The organism is Micromonospora sp. MA102, assembly GCF_025460765.1.
GTDB lineage: Bacteria > Actinomycetota > Actinomycetes > Mycobacteriales > Micromonosporaceae > Micromonospora > Micromonospora halotolerans.
Window position 1 is genome coordinate 47295 of the sequence record NZ_JAMWEG010000023.1, and the last position, 15636, is coordinate 62930.

Annotated in this window: 16 protein-coding genes; 7 read left to right on the top strand and 9 right to left on the bottom strand. The window is 74.7% G+C overall.

Annotated elements, in window-relative coordinates:
• Both NFX44_RS30095 and NFX44_RS30100 read right to left on the bottom strand, forming a co-directional pair.
• The gene (locus NFX44_RS30095) at window positions 1-2154 is read right to left on the bottom strand and encodes an APC family permease (RefSeq protein WP_262286975.1); all 2154 of its coding nucleotides are present in this window, start codon (window positions 2152-2154) and stop codon (window positions 1-3) included.
• Between the two features lie 69 nt (window positions 2155-2223).
• Window positions 2224-3180 (bottom strand): DMT family transporter, encoded by a 957-nt coding sequence (locus NFX44_RS30100; protein WP_262286976.1) that lies wholly within the window; start codon window positions 3178-3180, stop codon window positions 2224-2226.
• Window positions 3181-3282: 102 nt separating this feature from the next.
• On the opposite strand from NFX44_RS30100, the gene NFX44_RS30105 reads away from it, so the two are divergent.
• Window positions 3283-3978: an HAD family hydrolase gene (locus NFX44_RS30105; protein ID WP_262286977.1), complete on the top strand. Its 696-nt coding sequence runs from the start codon at window positions 3283-3285 to the stop codon at window positions 3976-3978.
• A gap of 7 nt (window positions 3979-3985) precedes the next feature.
• Here the strand turns inward: NFX44_RS30105 and NFX44_RS30110 are convergent, their stop codons facing one another.
• The gene (locus tag NFX44_RS30110; RefSeq protein WP_262286978.1) at window positions 3986-4519 is read right to left on the bottom strand and encodes a hypothetical protein; all 534 of its coding nucleotides are present in this window, start codon (window positions 4517-4519) and stop codon (window positions 3986-3988) included.
• Between the two features lie 10 nt (window positions 4520-4529).
• Window positions 4530-5399 (bottom strand): PhzF family phenazine biosynthesis protein, encoded by an 870-nt coding sequence (locus tag NFX44_RS30115; protein WP_262286979.1) that lies wholly within the window; start codon window positions 5397-5399, stop codon window positions 4530-4532.
• A 33-nt stretch (window positions 5400-5432) separates the two neighbouring features.
• On the opposite strand from NFX44_RS30115, the gene NFX44_RS30120 reads away from it, so the two are divergent.
• From NFX44_RS30120 to NFX44_RS30130, 3 genes are all read left to right on the top strand, one after another.
• On the top strand, window positions 5433-6719 hold the full coding sequence (locus tag NFX44_RS30120) for a CBS domain-containing protein (RefSeq protein ID WP_262286980.1): 1287 nt from the start codon (window positions 5433-5435) through the stop codon (window positions 6717-6719).
• The gene (locus NFX44_RS30125) at window positions 6712-7317 is read left to right on the top strand and encodes a DUF1003 domain-containing protein (protein WP_262286981.1); all 606 of its coding nucleotides are present in this window, start codon (window positions 6712-6714) and stop codon (window positions 7315-7317) included. The genes NFX44_RS30120 and NFX44_RS30125 overlap by 8 nt, the downstream gene beginning before the upstream one ends.
• A gap of 170 nt (window positions 7318-7487) precedes the next feature.
• The gene (locus NFX44_RS30130; protein WP_262286982.1) at window positions 7488-8636 is read left to right on the top strand and encodes an Mrp/NBP35 family ATP-binding protein; all 1149 of its coding nucleotides are present in this window, start codon (window positions 7488-7490) and stop codon (window positions 8634-8636) included.
• Window positions 8637-8715: 79 nt separating this feature from the next.
• Here the strand turns inward: NFX44_RS30130 and NFX44_RS30135 are convergent, their stop codons facing one another.
• Both NFX44_RS30135 and NFX44_RS30140 read right to left on the bottom strand, forming a co-directional pair.
• Window positions 8716-9150, bottom strand: coding sequence for a preprotein translocase subunit TatB (locus NFX44_RS30135; protein WP_262286983.1), 435 nt, complete (start codon window positions 9148-9150; stop codon window positions 8716-8718).
• A 72-nt stretch (window positions 9151-9222) separates the two neighbouring features.
• Window positions 9223-10530, bottom strand: a complete 1308-nt coding sequence (locus NFX44_RS30140; RefSeq protein ID WP_262287031.1) for a S1C family serine protease — start codon at window positions 10528-10530, stop codon at window positions 9223-9225.
• A 247-nt stretch (window positions 10531-10777) separates the two neighbouring features.
• Here NFX44_RS30140 and NFX44_RS30145 point away from each other — a divergent pair, with 247 nt between their 5' ends.
• A complete protein-coding gene (locus tag NFX44_RS30145; RefSeq protein ID WP_262287032.1) occupies window positions 10778-11389 on the top strand; it encodes an O-methyltransferase in 612 nt (203 codons plus the stop codon).
• Window positions 11390-11402: 13 nt separating this feature from the next.
• On the opposite strand, the gene NFX44_RS30150 is transcribed toward NFX44_RS30145, so the two are convergent.
• Window positions 11403-12863, bottom strand: a complete 1461-nt coding sequence (locus NFX44_RS30150; RefSeq protein ID WP_262286984.1) for a M17 family metallopeptidase — start codon at window positions 12861-12863, stop codon at window positions 11403-11405.
• 144 nt (window positions 12864-13007) lie between these two features.
• The gene (locus tag NFX44_RS30155) at window positions 13008-13175 is read right to left on the bottom strand and encodes a DUF3117 domain-containing protein (RefSeq protein WP_013283866.1); all 168 of its coding nucleotides are present in this window, start codon (window positions 13173-13175) and stop codon (window positions 13008-13010) included.
• A 190-nt stretch (window positions 13176-13365) separates the two neighbouring features.
• On the opposite strand from NFX44_RS30155, the gene NFX44_RS30160 reads away from it, so the two are divergent.
• Window positions 13366-14184: a PaaX family transcriptional regulator C-terminal domain-containing protein gene (locus tag NFX44_RS30160; RefSeq protein ID WP_262286985.1), complete on the top strand. Its 819-nt coding sequence runs from the start codon at window positions 13366-13368 to the stop codon at window positions 14182-14184.
• A 4-nt stretch (window positions 14185-14188) separates the two neighbouring features.
• Window positions 14189-14980, top strand: coding sequence for an enoyl-CoA hydratase/isomerase family protein (locus NFX44_RS30165; RefSeq protein ID WP_262286986.1), 792 nt, complete (start codon window positions 14189-14191; stop codon window positions 14978-14980).
• Between the two features lie 11 nt (window positions 14981-14991).
• Here the strand turns inward: NFX44_RS30165 and NFX44_RS30170 are convergent, their stop codons facing one another.
• On the bottom strand, window positions 14992-15615 hold the full coding sequence (locus NFX44_RS30170) for a hypothetical protein (RefSeq protein WP_262286987.1): 624 nt from the start codon (window positions 15613-15615) through the stop codon (window positions 14992-14994).
• Between the last annotated feature and the right edge of the window lie 21 nt (window positions 15616-15636).

Genomic DNA, 15636 nt, shown 5'->3' on the forward strand with positions numbered 1-15636 from the left:
TCACTCGGCGAGGTGCACCGGGACGCTGGTGACCACCACGCCGGGCAGCGCCCGCAGGGCGGCGCGGAGCCGCTGCTCGGCGCGGCTGTGCAGCGGGCGGTGCCAGCGGCGGCGGAGCACCACCTCCGGCACGATCACGGTCAGCGTCAATTCGGGCCGGGTGGTGTGCAGCGCCTCCAGATAGTGCGCGAGCGGCCCGATCACCGCCCGGTACGGCGACACGATCGCCTCGAGCCGCAGGTGGTCGCCCCAGGCCCGCCACTCCTCCCGGAACCGGTCCGCCTCGCTCTCCTCGGGAGCGATGTGCACGGCCAGCGTCGGCTGGCCCAGCGACGCCGCGTACGCCAAGGCCCGCAGCGACGCCCGGTTGAGCCGGGCCACCGGCACGACAACCAGGTGGCGCACCTCCTGCGGCAGTTCCTCGCCCTCGGCGGACCCGGCAGGTCCGGGCGGCGCGGTCGCGGGCGGGTGCAGCGCCAGCGCCCGGTGCAGCGTGGCGTAGTGGCGGTGGATCCGCAGGAACAGCAGGACCAGCAGCGGCACCGCGACCGCGACCACCCAGGCGCCCTCGGTGAACTTCGACACGGCGGCGGTGAGCAGCACCAGCCCCGAGAGGGTGGCGCCGACCGCGTTGACCGCGAGGCGCCGGCGCCAGCCCCGCCCCCGGCGGCGCCGCCAGTGCACGACCATGCCGGCCTGGGACAGGGTGAAGGCGAGGAAGACGCCGACGGCGTAGAGCGGGATGAGCGACTGGGTGTGCCCGCCGAACGCGGCGAAGACCACCCCCGCCGCGACCGCCAGGGCGGCCATCCCGTTGCTGAACGCCAGCCGGTCGCCCATGTGCAGGAACCGGCGCGGCGCGTGGCCGGCCCGGGCCATGAAGAACAGCAACCGGGGGAAGCCGTTGAACGCGGTGTTCGCGGCCAGCAGCAGGATCAGCGTGGTCGCCACCTGGAGCAGCGCGTACCAGGGTCCGGTCGGGAAGGTGACCCGGCCCAGCTGGGAGAGCATCGTCTCGCCGGGCACCGGGACCAGGCCCTCCAGCCGGATCAGCCCGGTCAGCCCGGCGAAGAGCAGCACCAGCAGGAACACCATCCAGCCGAGCGTCGCCCGGGCGTTGCGCCACTCCGACGGCCGGAACGCCGGCACGGCGTTCGACACCGCCTCGATGCCGGTCATCGACACCGCCCCGGAGGAGAACGCGCGGAGCACCAGGAGCAGGCCCAGCCCCTCGGCGGCCGGCACCGCCGGCGGCGGCACCGGCGCGAAGCCCCGGCCCGCCGCCCGCGCGTAGCCGACCACCAGCACCGCCAGCACGGCCACCACGAAGGCGTACGTGGGCAGCACGAAGATGTTCCCGGCGGTGCGTACGCCGCGCAGGTTGGCCGCCAGCAGCACGGCGATCACCAGCACCCCGAGCGGCACCGTGGCCGGGGCGAACCCGGGCAGCGCCGAGGTCACCGCGTTCACGCCGGCCGCCACCGAAACCGACACGGTGAGCACGTAGTCGACCATCAGCCCGGCCGCCGCCGCGAGTCCCGCGAGCCTGCCGAGGTTGTCGCCCGCCACCACGTACGAGCCGGCGCCGTGCGGGTACGCCTGGATCGTCTGCCGGTACGACGCGCCGACCGCGACCATCAGCACCACCAGGACGGCGGCCAGGGGCAGCGAGACCACCAGCGCCCCGGTGCCGGCCAGCACCAGCACGGTGAGCATCGCCTCCGGCCCGTACGCCACCGAGCTGAGCAGGTCGGAGGAGAGCACGGGCAGGGCGACCAGCTTGCGCATCCGCTCGTAGAGCACGGCGGCGCTGGACAACGGCGGCCCGAACAGGGCCCGGCGCAGCCGGGTCGACGCCCGGCCGAGCCGCGAGCCCGGCAGGTTGGCCCGCTCGGTGGCGACCAGCTCGTCGGGCTTCTCCACGGTGAACATCTCGAACGGCGCCAGCCGGCCGAACCGGGTCGGGACCGGCCGGCGGTCGCTGCGGATTAGGGTCGGGTCGACGGGCAGGTCACCGTCGCGTGGTGCGCGCCACCGCTCCCCGATCCGGCCGAGCGCCGCCCGCTCGGGCGGGCCGAGCGGCGGGAACTCGGCGGAGGGCGTGACGAGGCTCCCGTGCTCGACGTCGTCGTGCCGTTCGCGTCCCGCCTCCACGTTCGCACTCTGCTTGACGAGCCGGCCGCGCGAGGCGGAATGGCCACGATCGGCGGCCGGACGACCGCCTCAGTCGGCCAGCGGGACGGGGTCGGCGGGCACGGCGACCGGCACGGCGCGGCGGCCGGCCCGGGCCCCGCCGAGGACGACGACGGCCACGCCGGCCAGCAGCAGGGCCAGCCCCGGCAGGGCGAGCGGCCGGGGCAGCTGACCCAGCCAGACCCCGGCGATCAGCGCCGCGCCCGGCGCCTCCAGCAGGATCAGCACGCTGATCGTGGTGGCGGAGACCCGGTGCAGGGCGTAGCTGAACATCGAGTGGCCGAGGAGCTGGGCGCCGGCCACCAGGCCGAGGATCGCCAGCCAGGTGCCGCCGTCGTAACCGTGCAGGCGCACCCCGCCGACCAGGCAGACCACGAGCAGGATCGCCGCGCAGACCCCGTAGCAGATGGTCGTGTAGGTGGTGGTGCTGATGCTGGCCCGGGCCCGCTCGCCGAAGGCGGTGTAGACCGCGGCGAACATGCCGCCCGCGACGGCCAGCAGGTCGCCGGCGAAGGCCCGGCCGGAGACACCGAAGTCGGCCCCGGTGGCCAGCACCGCCCCGAGCACGGCGACCGCGATGCCGGCCCAGACCGCCGCGGGCAGCCGCCGCCCCTGCCAGCGGGCGATCAGCCCCTGCCAGACCGGCTGGGTGGCGCCCAGCGCGGTGGCCGCGGCCACGGAGGTGAGCTGCGCGCTCGGCATCCAGGTGGCGAAGTGGGCGGCCAGGGCCACCCCGGCGAGTACGCAGTAGAGGCCCTCCCGCCGGCCCGGGCCGACGGTCAGCGCCCGGAACTCGGCCCGCCGCCGGGTCACCGAGACCGGGCCGAGCACGGCCAGCGACAGCACGTTGCGCCAGAAGGCGATGGCGAGGGCCGGCGCGGCGGCGAACGCGACAAGCGGCGCGGAGGACGAGACGGCGGTGACGGCCAGCGCGAGCGCGCCGACGGTCAGCGCGTCGAGCGGCGGGCGGTGCGGAGCGTGGGGCACGGAGAGCAATACTCACACGCCGCCCGACACCACGGACGGTCAGCACTCCGTTACGATCATGCGCGTCCCGGCGATCCCCCTCGACGTCCGGAGCCGTTCCCCATGCCCAGATACCAGGCGGTGCTGTTCGACTTCTTCGGCACGCTGACCCGCTGCGTCCAGCGCGGGTCCGCCCACCGGACCATCGCCGAGCTGCTCGGCTGCTCGGCCGACACCCTCGTCGAGGTGCTCGACCGCAGCTACTACCAGCGCGCCAGCGGCCGGTTCGGCAACGCCGAGGCGACCCTGCGCTGGGTCTGCGAGCAGGCCGGCGTGGATCCCTCCGACGAGGCGGTACGCGCCGCCGTCGCCTCCCGGCACCGGGCCGTGCGCGCCGACACCCGGCTGCGCGCCGAGGCGGTGCCGGTGCTGGCCGCGCTGCGCGGGCGGGGCGTCCGCACCGGCCTGATCAGCGACTGCACGCACGAGCTGCCGGCGTTCCTGCCCCAGCTGGCGGTCGCCCCGCTGCTCGACGTGCGGATCTTCTCGGTGCAGGTCGGTCGCTGCAAGCCCGACGCGGCGCTCTACCTGGACGCCTGCCACCGGCTCGACCTCGCGCCGGCCGACTGCCTCTACGTGGGCGACGGCGGCAGCCAGGAACTCACCGGCGCCGAGCGCGCCGGCCTGACCGCCGTCCGGCTGGCCGCCCCGGACCTGACCGGCCACATGGTGTTCAACGCCGACCACGGCTGGGACGGCCGGGTGCTGACCTCGCTCACCGAGGTGCTCGACGTGCTCGACCCGGTCACCGTCGGCTGACGGCGGCTCAGCGCCGGCGGACCTTGTGCAGCCGGAAGGGTTTGCGGGTGGCGCGCACCGCCGTGGTCTCCCGGGGCTGCTCGGCGAGCGAGTCGGCCGGCAGGTCCCCGCCGGCCACGGCGGTGCCCGCCGGGCTCAGCCGGTTCACCGCACAGCCCTCGGCCGCCCAGCGGGCCACCAGGTCGGCGGAGGGGCCCGGGGCGTTCAGCCGCTTGGCGGCGACCAGGGGCGCGGCGGTCTCCCACTCCGCACTGCCCGGCCGCAGCCGGGTGACCCGGGCCGGCCAGGTCACGATCCGGCCGCCGTGGTCACCGCGCAGGGTCACCTCGGCCGCGTCCGCGTCGGCCAGCCCGGGTGCGGACTGCTCGCCCGGGCCGCTCACCACCAGCAGCGCGCCGTCGAGCGGAAGACACCAGAGGCCGTACGCCGGGCCGCCGCCGACGCTGACCCAGCAGACGGCCGCCTTCTTCATGGCCTCGTCCACCAGCGGTGTGGTGGTCCGCTCGCCGACCTCGTCGCTCACTCCGGCATCCTCCCGCATCCGGCCCGGCTCAGCCCACGAAGGGCGGGACGGCGATCTCGCCCCGGGCCACCGGCATGACGTGGCCGGCGACCGTCGCGCCCACCGCCACCCCGCCGGCCGCGGTCACCGTGCAGGCCAGCGCGGACGGCCGGTTGATCTCGATGCCCTGGCGGACCGCGTACTCGGAGCGGCCCTCGCCGGGCAGCAGCCCGCTGGCCACCAGCCAGACGCCCAGGCCCAGGGCGGCCGAGCCGGTCGCCGGGTCCTCAGGTACGCCGAGGCCCGGCACGAAGACGCGGGCGTGCGCGGTTTGCGAGTCGGCGTCCCAGGAGAAGACGCTGACGTGCTCCACGCCGTACCGCTCCGCCGCCGCCGCGTTCACCCTGGCGCGGGCCACCGCGTCCGGGCGTACCGGAAGGTAGGGGAATTCGAGCCCGCAGCCGGCGACCCGGGGCGCCGGGCCGGCGTGGTCGGCGGCGGTGAGGCCGGCCATCTCCAGCAGCGGCTCCGGGTCCAGTTCCGGCCCGAGGGTCGGGGTGCCCCCGGTGAGGGTCGCGCCGGTGGGGGTGACCTCGATGGGCAGCACCCCGGCGCCACACTCCTGGGTGATCCTGCCCACATCGAACATGCCGCGCCGGCTCGCGGTCACCGCGGCGCCCACGCTGGGGTGACCGGCGAACGGCAGTTCCTCGGCCGGGGTGAAGATCCGCGCCCGGTACGTCGCACCGACCTGCGTGGGCGGCAGCACGAACACCGTCTCCGACAGGTTGAACTCCAGCGCGAGCGCCTGCATCTGCTCGGTGGCGAGCCCTTCCGCGCCGAACACCACGGCCAGCGGGTTGCCGGCGAACGGGCGATCGGTGAAGACGTCCACGATCTCGTAGGCCAAGGTCGACATGTTGATAAACACTAGGCCCTTAGGCTGGTGCCCGTGAGCACGCCGAACCGGGTCTACATCGCTCGACTCGCCGGAGTCGCCGTCTTCGACCCGAACGGCGACCAGGTGGGTCGGATCCGGGACGCCGTCGCCCGGATGCGGCCGACCCAGCGCCCGCCCGAGGTGGTGGGGCTGGTCGCCGAGATGCCGATGCGGCGGCGCATCTTCCTCTCCATCAACCGGATCACCTCCATCGACGCGGACGCCGTCGTGCTCGGCAGCGGCACCCTCAACCTGCGCCGGTTCGAGAAGCGCCCGAACGAGCTGCTCGTGCTCCAGGAGCTGCTGGACCGGCGGGTCCAGCTGGACACCGGGCAGGCCGGCTCGGTGGTCGACGTGGCCATGGAGCGCAGCCGCGGCGGCGAGTGGGCGCTCACCCGCGTCGCCGTTCGCGAGCAGACCAGCCGGCTCGCCCGCCGCGGCCACCTGCACCAGGTGGAGTGGGACCGGGTGCGCGGCCTCGGCACCCTCGGCGAGAACCGCGGTACGGCCAACCTGCTCGCCGTGCTGGAGGACATGCGCCCCGCCGACCTGGCCAACGCCCTCCAGGACCTGCCCGACGCCCGGCGCAACGAGGTCGCCGCCGCGCTGGACGACGAGCGCCTCGCCGACGTGCTCGGGGAACTGCCCGAGCACGACCAGGTGGAGATCCTGGCCGCGCTGGACCGGGAACGCGCCGCGGACGTGCTGGAGGAGATGGACCCCGACGACGCCGCCGACCTGCTCAACGAGCTGCCCCCGCCGGAGCAGGACGTGCTGCTCGACCTCATGGAGCCGGACGAGGCCACGCCGGTCCGCCAGCTGCTGCGCTACGCCTCCGGCACCGCCGGCAGCGTGATGACCTCCGAGCCGGTGATCCTGCCGCCGGACGCCACGGTGGCCGAGGCGCTGGCCCGGATCCGCGAGCCGCAGCTCTCCCCCGCCGTGGCCGCGCAGGTCTTCGTGACCCGCGCCCCGCTCACCACGCCCACCGGGCGCTACCTGGGCATGGTCCACTTCCAGGCGCTGCTCCGGGAGCCACCGGCCGACCTGCTCGGCGGGGTCGTCGTCAACGACATCGACCCGCTGCGGCCGACCACCCCGCTGCCCGAGATCACGCGCCGGATGGCCACGTACGACCTGGTCGCCATGCCGGTGGTGGACCGGACCATGCGGCTGGTCGGCGCGGTGACCGTGGACGACGTGCTGGACCACTCGCTGCCGCGGGACTGGCGGGACCGGGACGTCATGTCGGCCGCGTCCGCCGCCGACGAGGCGCCCCGGGACGGCGACAATGGCTGACCAGCGACGAGAGCGGCTGGACCAGCCCCGGTCGCCGCGGGGCCTGCAGCTGCCGCGGATCGACGCGGAGACCTTCGGCCGCTGGTCGGAGGGGATCGCGCGGGGCATGGGCACCGCGAACTTCATCGTCTACATGACGCTGGTGATCGCCGCCTGGTTCGCCTGGAACACCCTGGCCCCGGAGAACCTGCGCTTCGACCCGTACACCTTCACCTTCCTGACCCTGGTGCTCTCCCTCCAGGCCTCGTACGCGGCCCCGCTGATCCTGCTCGCGCAGAACCGGCAGGCCGACCGGGACCGGATCGCGCTGGAGGAGGACCGACGGCGGGCCACCATGCAGAAGGCCGACACGGAATACCTGGCCCGGGAGATCGCCGCGCTGCGCATCGCCCTGGGCGAGGTGGCGACCCGGGACTTCCTCCGCTCGGAGCTGACCCGGCTGGCCGAGGAGCTGGACGAGGCGGCCGAGCGGCGGCGGAAGCTGGAGCGCCGGCAGCAGGAGCGGGAGGCCCGGCGGCAGGCCGGCGGGGAGCCGCTCGACGAGCCCCGCGACGACCTCGACGGCGACTTCGCCCGCGACGGGCGTTTCGAGGGCTGAGCCCGGAACGTATTGAACGCCGCGCGCCTCAAGGGGCCAGGCGAGCGGCGTTCGGTCCGATCGTCCCACTTCGCGACACGGCCCGTCCACCCCTCGGGCGGCCATCGATTCGCTCACACCGCCCCCCGCCAACGGCGGACGCCGATGACCACCGACGTAGCATTGCGGACATGTCAGCACCCGTCAGCACCGTCTCCGACGCGATCCAGGCCGCCCTGGCCACCGTCAACGACCCGGAGATCCGTCGGCCGATCACCGAGCTGGGCATGGTCCGTTCCGCCGAGATCGGCGACGACGGCGTGGTCCGGGTCGAGCTGCTGCTCACCGTGGCCGGCTGCCCGCTGAAGGACAAGCTGCGTAACGACATCACGGCCGCCGTCGGGGCGGTGCCCGGCGTGGCTGGCGTCCAGATCGAGTTCGGCGTGATGAGCCCGGAGCAGCGCCAGGAGCTCCAGTCGAAGCTGCGTGGCGGCGGGGCCACCGCCGAGCCGGTCATCCCGTTCGCCCAGCCCGGCTCCCGCACCCGTGTCTACGCGGTCGCCAGCGGCAAGGGCGGCGTCGGCAAGTCCAGCGTCACGGTCAACCTGGCCGCCGCGCTGGCCGCCCGCGGCCTCTCGGTCGGCGTGGTGGACGCCGACATCTACGGCCACTCGGTGCCCCGGATGCTCGGCGCCGACGGCGCGCCCACCCGGGTCGAGGACATGATCATGCCGCCGCAGTCACACGGCGTGAAGGTCATCTCGATCGGCATGTTCACCCCGGGCAACGCGGCCGTCGTCTGGCGCGGCCCGATGCTGCACCGGGCGCTGCAGCAGTTCCTCGCCGACGTCTACTGGGGTGACCTGGACGTCCTGCTGCTCGACCTGCCCCCGGGCACCGGCGACATCGCCATCTCGGTGGCCCAGCTCCTGCCGAACGCCGAGATCCTGGTCGTCACCACCCCGCAGGCGGCCGCCGCCGAGGTGGCCGAGCGGGCCGGCGCCATCGCGTTGCAGACCCACCAGCGGGTGGTCGGTGTGATCGAGAACATGTCCTGGCTGGAGCTGCCGGACGGCTCCCGGATGGAGGTCTTCGGGGCCGGTGGCGGCGCGGCCGTCGCCGAGTCGCTGACCCGGACCATCGGCGCGCAGGTGCCGGTGCTGGGGCAGATCCCGATGGACACCCGGGTGCGCGAGGGCGGCGACGCCGGCAACCCGATCGTGCTGGCCCAGCCGGACGCCCCGGCCGCCCGGGCGCTCGTCGAGGTCGCCGACCGCCTCGCGGTGCGCCGCGAGTCGCTGCTCGGCAAGCCCCTGGGCCTGAAGCCCGCCGGCCGCTGACCGCTCCCGCCCCTCACCGACCCTCCCCGGCCCTGCCGAGGGGGGTCGGTTCCGTTGCGCCGGGCGCCCGGGGTAGGGGTCAGGTGGCGTCGTCGTAGGAGGGGCGCGGTGCCGGTGCCGGGGCGCCGCCGGTGGCGGTGGCCGGGCGGGTGCCGCCGGTGTTGCCGGTGGTGCGCAGGTCGGCCGCCTTGGCGACGTCCTTCAGGTTGTCGTGCACGCCGGTGACGTCCGAGCGGAGGTTGTCGTACATGCTCTGCAGCGGCTTCCGGAGGGCCTGCTCGTCCTCCTCGCTGAGCAGGTGCTTCCGGATGAACGCCTTCGGGTGCAGGTCCTCCAGCTGGATGTCCGTGCCCAGCTCGCGGCTCAGGTCACCGGTGGCGTTCCGCGCCATGTTGCGCAGGTTGCGGACCATCCGGAGGCCGTCGTTGATCACCGTGGGCAGCCGGTCCCCGAAGATCAACAGTGCCAGGAGCAGCAGGGCGCCGATCTCCCACCAGTTCAGGTTCTCGAACACTCGGCCTCCTCGTGGCGCGTCAAGGCAAGACTACGCACGTCAGGTGGCCGGCCGGGAGGGGGTGAGGGGACCTCACTTGGCGTCTGCGGCGAGTGTCACCGACGCGTTCTGCCGGTTGGACCCGCGCCGGTACTCCACCGTCACCACCGAACCGGGTGCGTACTTGCGGACCAGCGCCACCAGATCGGTCGGATCGTTCATCGGGTGCCGGTCGAGCCGGAGCACCACGTCACCGGTCCGCAGCCCGGCGGCCGCCGCCGGCCCGGCCGGCTCGACGTTGTTGAGGCGTACGCCGCCACCGCTCACGCCGGTGCCGCCGACCTGGGCGCCGATCACCGTGCGCCGGGCCTTCCCGGTACCGATGATGTCCTCGGTGACCCGCTTCGCCTGGTTGATCGGGATGGCGAAGGCGAGCCCGATGTTGCCGGCCTCCTGCCCGTCGGCGACCAGGGACTTGATCGTCGAGTTCACCCCGACCACCCGGCCGGCCCCGTCGACCAGCGGGCCGCCGGAGTTGCCGTGGTTGACCGCCGCGTCGGTCTGGATCGCCGCGTAGTAGCGGGTCGGCCCGCCCGGCTCGCCGGCCATCATGGTGCGGTCCAGGGCGCTCACGATGCCGGCGGTGACCGTGTTGGCCAGGGACAGCGGCGAGCCGATGGCGAGCACCGGGTCGCCCACGGCGAGCGCGTCCGAGTCACCGAACTCCACCGGCTTCAGCCCGGTCCGCGTCACCTTGATGACGGCGATGTCCGACTCCGGGTCCTGCCCGACCACGGTGCCCGGTGCGGTGCTGCCGTCGTTGAAGACCACCGTGGCCTTGCCGGGCCCGCCCGCGACCACGTGGTCGTTGGTGATGATGTGGCCGTCGGCGCTCACCACGAAGCCCGAGCCCTCGCTGGTGCCGCCGAGGCTGGCCACTCGGACGGTGACCACGCTGGGCAGCACCTTCTCGGCGACCCCGGCCAGTGACTCCGGCTTGCGCTGGGCGAGCGCCGGGGCCTGCCCGGCCTGCGCCCCGAGCGTCGGCACGGCCCCGCCGGTGCGCAGGAACGCGTAGGTCAGGGCGCTGCCGAGCGAGCCGGCGAGCAGGGCGGTGATCAGCGAGACCAGCACCACCTGGCGCAGGCCCGGCCGCCTCGGGGCGTCCGGGTCGGTCACCGGTTCCGGCTCGCCGCTCCCGGTGACCGGGGCGGCCGGGACCACCACGGCAGCGGGCGCGTACGGGTCGCGCCAGGGGTCGGCGAGCGCGTCGGACCACCAGGGCGAGGTGCCACCCCCGGCGCCCTGCGGCGGCTGCCCCGGTGCCGGCCCTCCCGCCGGTGCCGGGCCCCCGCCGGGCTGGCGCCAGTCCCAGCCGTCGGTCACGTCGGTGCCTCCCAGTCCGTCCCCCACGCCCCACGCCGGGCGGTCGCTGGAGCCGGCCGTGCCGCGTGGGACTCCGTCCAGGATTGCACGGATGCCCCGAGTGGAGTCAGGGGTTGCCGCGCGTGATCGTCTCAGGGCGGACTCGCGGCTGCGCGTGTCGAGGCGCGCCTCTAGGCTCTCAGTGCCAACCGACCCCTCGCACCAGTCCGCCCGGAGGTGTCCCATCGCCACGGTCGCCGGCTCCGGCAACTCGACCGCCCAGGTGCTCCAGTTCGCCGAGTCGTACGTCACCGAGGATCTCGTGCTGCGGACCGCCCGCGCCCTCGCCCACGAGGTGGGTGTGGACGCGGTGACGCCGGGCGCCGGGGCCGCGCTGCGCCTGCTCGCCGCCGCCGGGAACGCCCGGGCGGTGGTGGAGATCGGCACCGGCACCGGAGTCAGCGGTGTCTGGCTGCTGCGCGGCATGCGTCCCGACGGGGTGCTCACCACCATCGACGTGGAGGTCGAGCACCAGCGCATCGCCCGGCGGCTGTTCCAGGAGGCGGGTTTCGCGTCGGGACGTACCCGGATCATCACCGGCCGCGCCCTCGACGTGCTGCCGCGGCTCGCGGACGGCGCCTACGACCTGGTCTTCGTCGACGCCGAGGCGACCGGCTTCGCGGCCTGCGTGGACGCCGCCCTGCGGCTGCTGCGCCCCGGCGGGGTGCTCGCGCTCAACGGCGCCCTGGCCGGCGGCCGGATCGGTGACCCGGCCGCCCGCGACGTGGAGACCGTGACCGTGCGGGAGACCATCAAGGCGATCCGCGAGTCGGAGCACTGGGTGCCGGCGCTGCTGCCCGTCGGGCACGGCCTGCTCGCCGCCGTGAAGGGCTGACCGCCCCGCCCGGTCAACCCAGCGTGGCCAGCCAGCGCAGCAGCCCGCGGACGCCCCAGCCGGTGGCGCCCTTGACCAGTTCGCCGTGCACGTCGTCCGACCAGGAGGGCGCGGACATGTCCACGTGCACCCAGTGGTCGCGCAGGTCGCCGGTGAACTCGCGGAGGAAGAGCGCGGCCACCACCGAGCCGGCGCCCCGGGCCGGGGAGCTGTGCAGGTCCGCGATGTCGCTGCCCAGGTACTCGACGTAGTCGTCGGCCAGCGGCATCCGCCAGGCCCGCTCGCCGGCCGCCGTGATGGCGGCCAGCAGGTCGGCGGCGAGGTCGTCGTTCTCGCTGTAGAGGGCGGCGTGCCGCTTGCCCAGCGCCACGGCGTTCGCACCGGTCAGGGTGGCCAGGTCGACCATCAGGTCGGGCTTCAGCTCCCGGACGGCGTACGCCATGGCGTCGGCGAGCACCAGCCGGCCCTCGGCGTCGGAGTTGGTGCTCTCGCTGGTCATCCCACCGTAGTGGCGGATCACGTCGCCCGGCCGGAACGCCGAGCCGCTGACACTGTTCTCGGCGAGCGGGGCCAGCGTGGTGACCCGCACCGGCAGGCCCAGCGCGGCGGCGCCCAGGGTGGCGGCGACCACCGCGGCGGCCCCGGCCATGTCCTTGCGCATCAGCTTCATAGCCGGCACCGGCTTGATCGAGATGCCGCCGGTGTCGAAGGTGATTCCCTTGCCCACCAGCACCACGTGGGTACGCGCACCGGCCGGCCGCCAGTCCAGCTCGACCAGGCGGGGGCCGCTGGCCGAGCCGCCGCCGACGGCCAGGATGCCGCCGAAGCCCTCGGCGTCCAGTTCCTCCGGCCCGCGCACCCGCAGGTGCAGGTCGGCACGGCCGGACACGGCGGAGGCCACCTGGGCGGCGAACCACTCCGGGTTCTTGGTGGACGAGGGGGTGTTGGTCAGGTCCCGGGCCAGCCGGGTCATCTCGGCGGTGGTCCGGGCGGCGGCCAGGGTCGGCGCGAGCGCCTCGGGGTCGCCGACCACGACGTCCACCTCGGCCAGCGCGGGCGAGCCGCCGGCCTCGGTCAGCCGGTAGCGGTAGGAGCCGAGCAGCAACCCCTCGGCCAGGCCGCGCAGGGCGTCCGTGGCCCCGTCCGGCACCGTGATCGTGATGTGCGTCTCATCCTTGGCGGCCCGGGCCAGCGCCGCGCCGGCGACCCGCCAGCCGTGCTCGTCGCCGTCGCCGACGCCGAGCAGCCAGAGCCGGGCCGGGGTGCCGCCGGGACGCAGGTGCTCCCGCACCTCGCCGGCGGCGCCGGTGAGCCGGGCGGCGGGCAGCAGCGCGGCCGCCTCGGCCCGGACGTCGTCGCCGGGCGGGACGGCGGTGGGAACCAGCGTGGCCGGAGCGTCCGGCCCTTCGGGACGAACGGGCAGGACAAGGTTGTCGGGCCGCGCGGGCCCGCTCACCAGACGAATGGCCAGCACGCTGGACCGTACCTCCGAAACTGCTCGAAGCGGGACACTTTGCCGCTCAATGGGCGAGGAAGGCCCTGAGCCACCGGCATCGCCGGTGGCTCAGGGTATGGCGAACCGTTCGCACGACGGACGTCGCGCGAACCGTTCGCCGCATCAGCCGGCAGCCGCCTTCAGCGCGTCACCCAGCGCGGTGGCCTCGTCGGGAGTCATCTCGACGACGAGCCGGCCACCACCCTCCAGCGGGACCCGCATGACGATGCCCCGGCCCTCCTTGGTGACCTCCAGCGGACCGTCGCCCGTCCGCGGCTTCATCGCCGCCATGTTGTCTCCCCTCAGACCTACACCAGGGTCGGTGGGTTGCCCCACAGCCACTTCGTCATGACCACCCGCAACCGTCGCGGGGGCGTCGACCAACGATTTTCCCTGATGAACACCGCCGGACCCAAACCGAAGCAGCATTGATGTAACAGCATCTAGCTTATCTTGGATAGGCCTGTCACAATGTGCGGTCATGCAGGCACGGTCGGCACTCTTCGACCTGTACGGCGACCACCTCCGGGCGAGGGGTGGCCGCGCACCGGTCGCCGCCCTGGTCAAGCTGCTGGCACCGCTCGGGATCGCCCCGCCGGCGGTCCGCACGGCGGTCTCCCGGATGGTCCGACAGGGCTGGCTCGAACCGCTCCGGCTCGCCTCCGGGCCCGGATATTCGATCACACCGAAGGCGGCCCGCAGACTCGACGAGGCGGGCGCCCGGATCTACCGCACGGGGCGGCACGCCTGGGACGGGCGGTTCGACCTCCTGGTGCTGGACGCGCCCGCGTCCCGCCGGGACCGGCAGCGGCTCGCCGCCAACCTGTCCTTCCTCGGCTACGGCACGCTGGACGACTGCACCTGGGTGGCGACCCGCCCGGGCGAGGACGTCGACGTCCTGCTCGCCGAGGCCGGGGTGCGTTTCGAACGGTTCACCGCCGCGCACACCTCCGGCACCCCCGGCGCCATGGGCGTGGTCCGGCGCGCCTGGGACCTGGCCGAGATCGGCCGCGCGTACGAGCGGTTCGTCGCCGAGCAGAAGCCGTTGCTCAGCGGCGTGACCGTGCGCAGCAGCGACGAGGAGGCCTACGCGGCCCGGTTCCGGCTCGTGCACGCGTGGCGTACCTTCCTGTTCCGGGACCCGCAGCTACCGCCCGCGCTGCTCCCCGAGCGCTGGCCCGGCAGCAGCGCCGCCAGTTTCTTCGACCGGCACGCGGCCCGGCTCCGGCCGGCCGCCGACCGGTACGTCGAGCAGTGCCTCGACGCCAGCAACCGCCTCGCCCGACAGAAGGGTCGTTAGAAACGTGACCGAGCCGCTGCTCGTCGACCGCACCGACGCCGTCGTCACCCTGACGTTGAACCGCCCGACGGCGATGAACTCGCTGGACGTGGCGCTCAAGGAGGCGCTGCGGGACACCCTGGCCGAGCTGGAGGCCGACCGGTCCTGCCGGGCGGTCGTGCTGGCCGGCGCGGGCGGCTCGTTCAGCGCCGGGCAGGACCTGCGGGAGCACGTGCAGACGCTGGAGGCCGCCGACGCCGACCCGCTCGGCACCGTGCGGGCGCACTACAACCCGATCGCCGCCCGGCTGGCCAACCTGCCCAAGCCGGTCGTCGCCGCGGTCCGGGGCATGGCCGCCGGCGCCGGCGCCTCGCTGGCGTTCCTCGCCGACTTCCGCATCGGCGGCCCGAAGACCCGGTTCCTGATGGCCTTCGCCGGCGTCGGGCTGGCCGCCGACACCGGCGCCTCCTGGACGCTGCCCCGGCTGGTCGGCCACGCCAAGGCCGTCGAGCTGCTGATGCTCGCCGAGCCGGTGGGCGCCGAGGACGCCTGCCGGCTGGGCCTGCTCACCCGGCTCGTCGACGACGACGAGAAGGTGCTCCCGGCCGCGCAGGAGCTGGCCGCCCGGCTCGCCGCCGGCCCGACCGTCGCGTACGGGGCGATCAAGCGCCAGCTCTCCATCGCCGACGCCGGCACCCTGGCCGACGCGCTGGCCGCCGAGGCACAGGCCCAGGCGATCTGCGGCGCCACCGCCGACCACCGGGCCGCCACCATGGCGTTCGTGAACAAGCAGAAGCCGGTCTTCGAGGGCCGCTGACCCGTCGCGGGTCAGTCGTCCTCCTCGGGATCCTGGTTGGCCTCGGCGCCGAGCACGAACGCCTGCATGGCCAGCTCGTCACCGGCCGGCGAGACGAAGGCCGGCAGTTCGCGCGGGCCCAGCTCCTGCACGTAGGCCCAGAACAGCCGGACGGCCTCGGCGGGTGAGGCCGCCTCGATCGGCAGGTCGAGGCTGACCAGCCAGGAGCGGCGGGCCGGCGGCGGGCCGATCCGGTCGGCCAGCTCCCGGAAACGGCCCGGGTCGAGCCCGGTGACCGGCCCGTCGAGGGCCAGGTCGGCGACCGGCACCGGCTCGTCCAGGACCCGCCGGGTGTACGTCACCGCGAGCACCCCCGGGCCGACCTCGGACTGCGGGTCGTCCGGGTCCTCCCGGGTCTCCCCGCTGGCCGCTGCGACCCGGCCGAGCGCCACCAGCCGCAGCGGTTGATCGACCAGCACCGCCACCGGGTCACCGGGCCGGGGCCCGGCGGCCTCGTCGAGCCCGGTCAGCTCCAGCGTGTCGTGGTGCACGAGCCGCTCGGCCTCGTAGCGCTCGGCGGGCAGCAGCACCGCCCAAGCGCCCGGGGCCGTGCCGCCCTCGATCGTCCCGCTCGTCCGCGGCTGGGTGTCGGTCATGTCCCAATACCATCACGCCGG

Excerpts from the sequence above, each read along its gene's own strand:
- NFX44_RS30105 (WP_262286977.1), top strand. The coding sequence starts at position 3,283 with ATGCCCAGATACCAGGCGGTGCTGTTCGACTTCTTCGGCACGCTGACC.
- NFX44_RS30110 (WP_262286978.1), bottom strand. The coding sequence starts at position 4,519 with ATGCGGGAGGATGCCGGAGTGAGCGACGAGGTCGGCGAGCGGACCACC.
- NFX44_RS30115 (WP_262286979.1), bottom strand. The coding sequence starts at position 5,399 with ATGTCGACCTTGGCCTACGAGATCGTGGACGTCTTCACCGATCGCCCG.
- NFX44_RS30125 (WP_262286981.1), top strand. The coding sequence starts at position 6,712 with ATGGCTGACCAGCGACGAGAGCGGCTGGACCAGCCCCGGTCGCCGCGG.
- NFX44_RS30130 (WP_262286982.1), top strand. The coding sequence starts at position 7,488 with ATGTCAGCACCCGTCAGCACCGTCTCCGACGCGATCCAGGCCGCCCTG.
- NFX44_RS30155 (WP_013283866.1), bottom strand. The coding sequence starts at position 13,175 with ATGGCGGCGATGAAGCCGCGGACGGGCGACGGTCCGCTGGAGGTCACC.
- NFX44_RS30160 (WP_262286985.1), top strand. The coding sequence starts at position 13,366 with ATGCAGGCACGGTCGGCACTCTTCGACCTGTACGGCGACCACCTCCGG.
- NFX44_RS30170 (WP_262286987.1), bottom strand. The coding sequence starts at position 15,615 with ATGACCGACACCCAGCCGCGGACGAGCGGGACGATCGAGGGCGGCACG.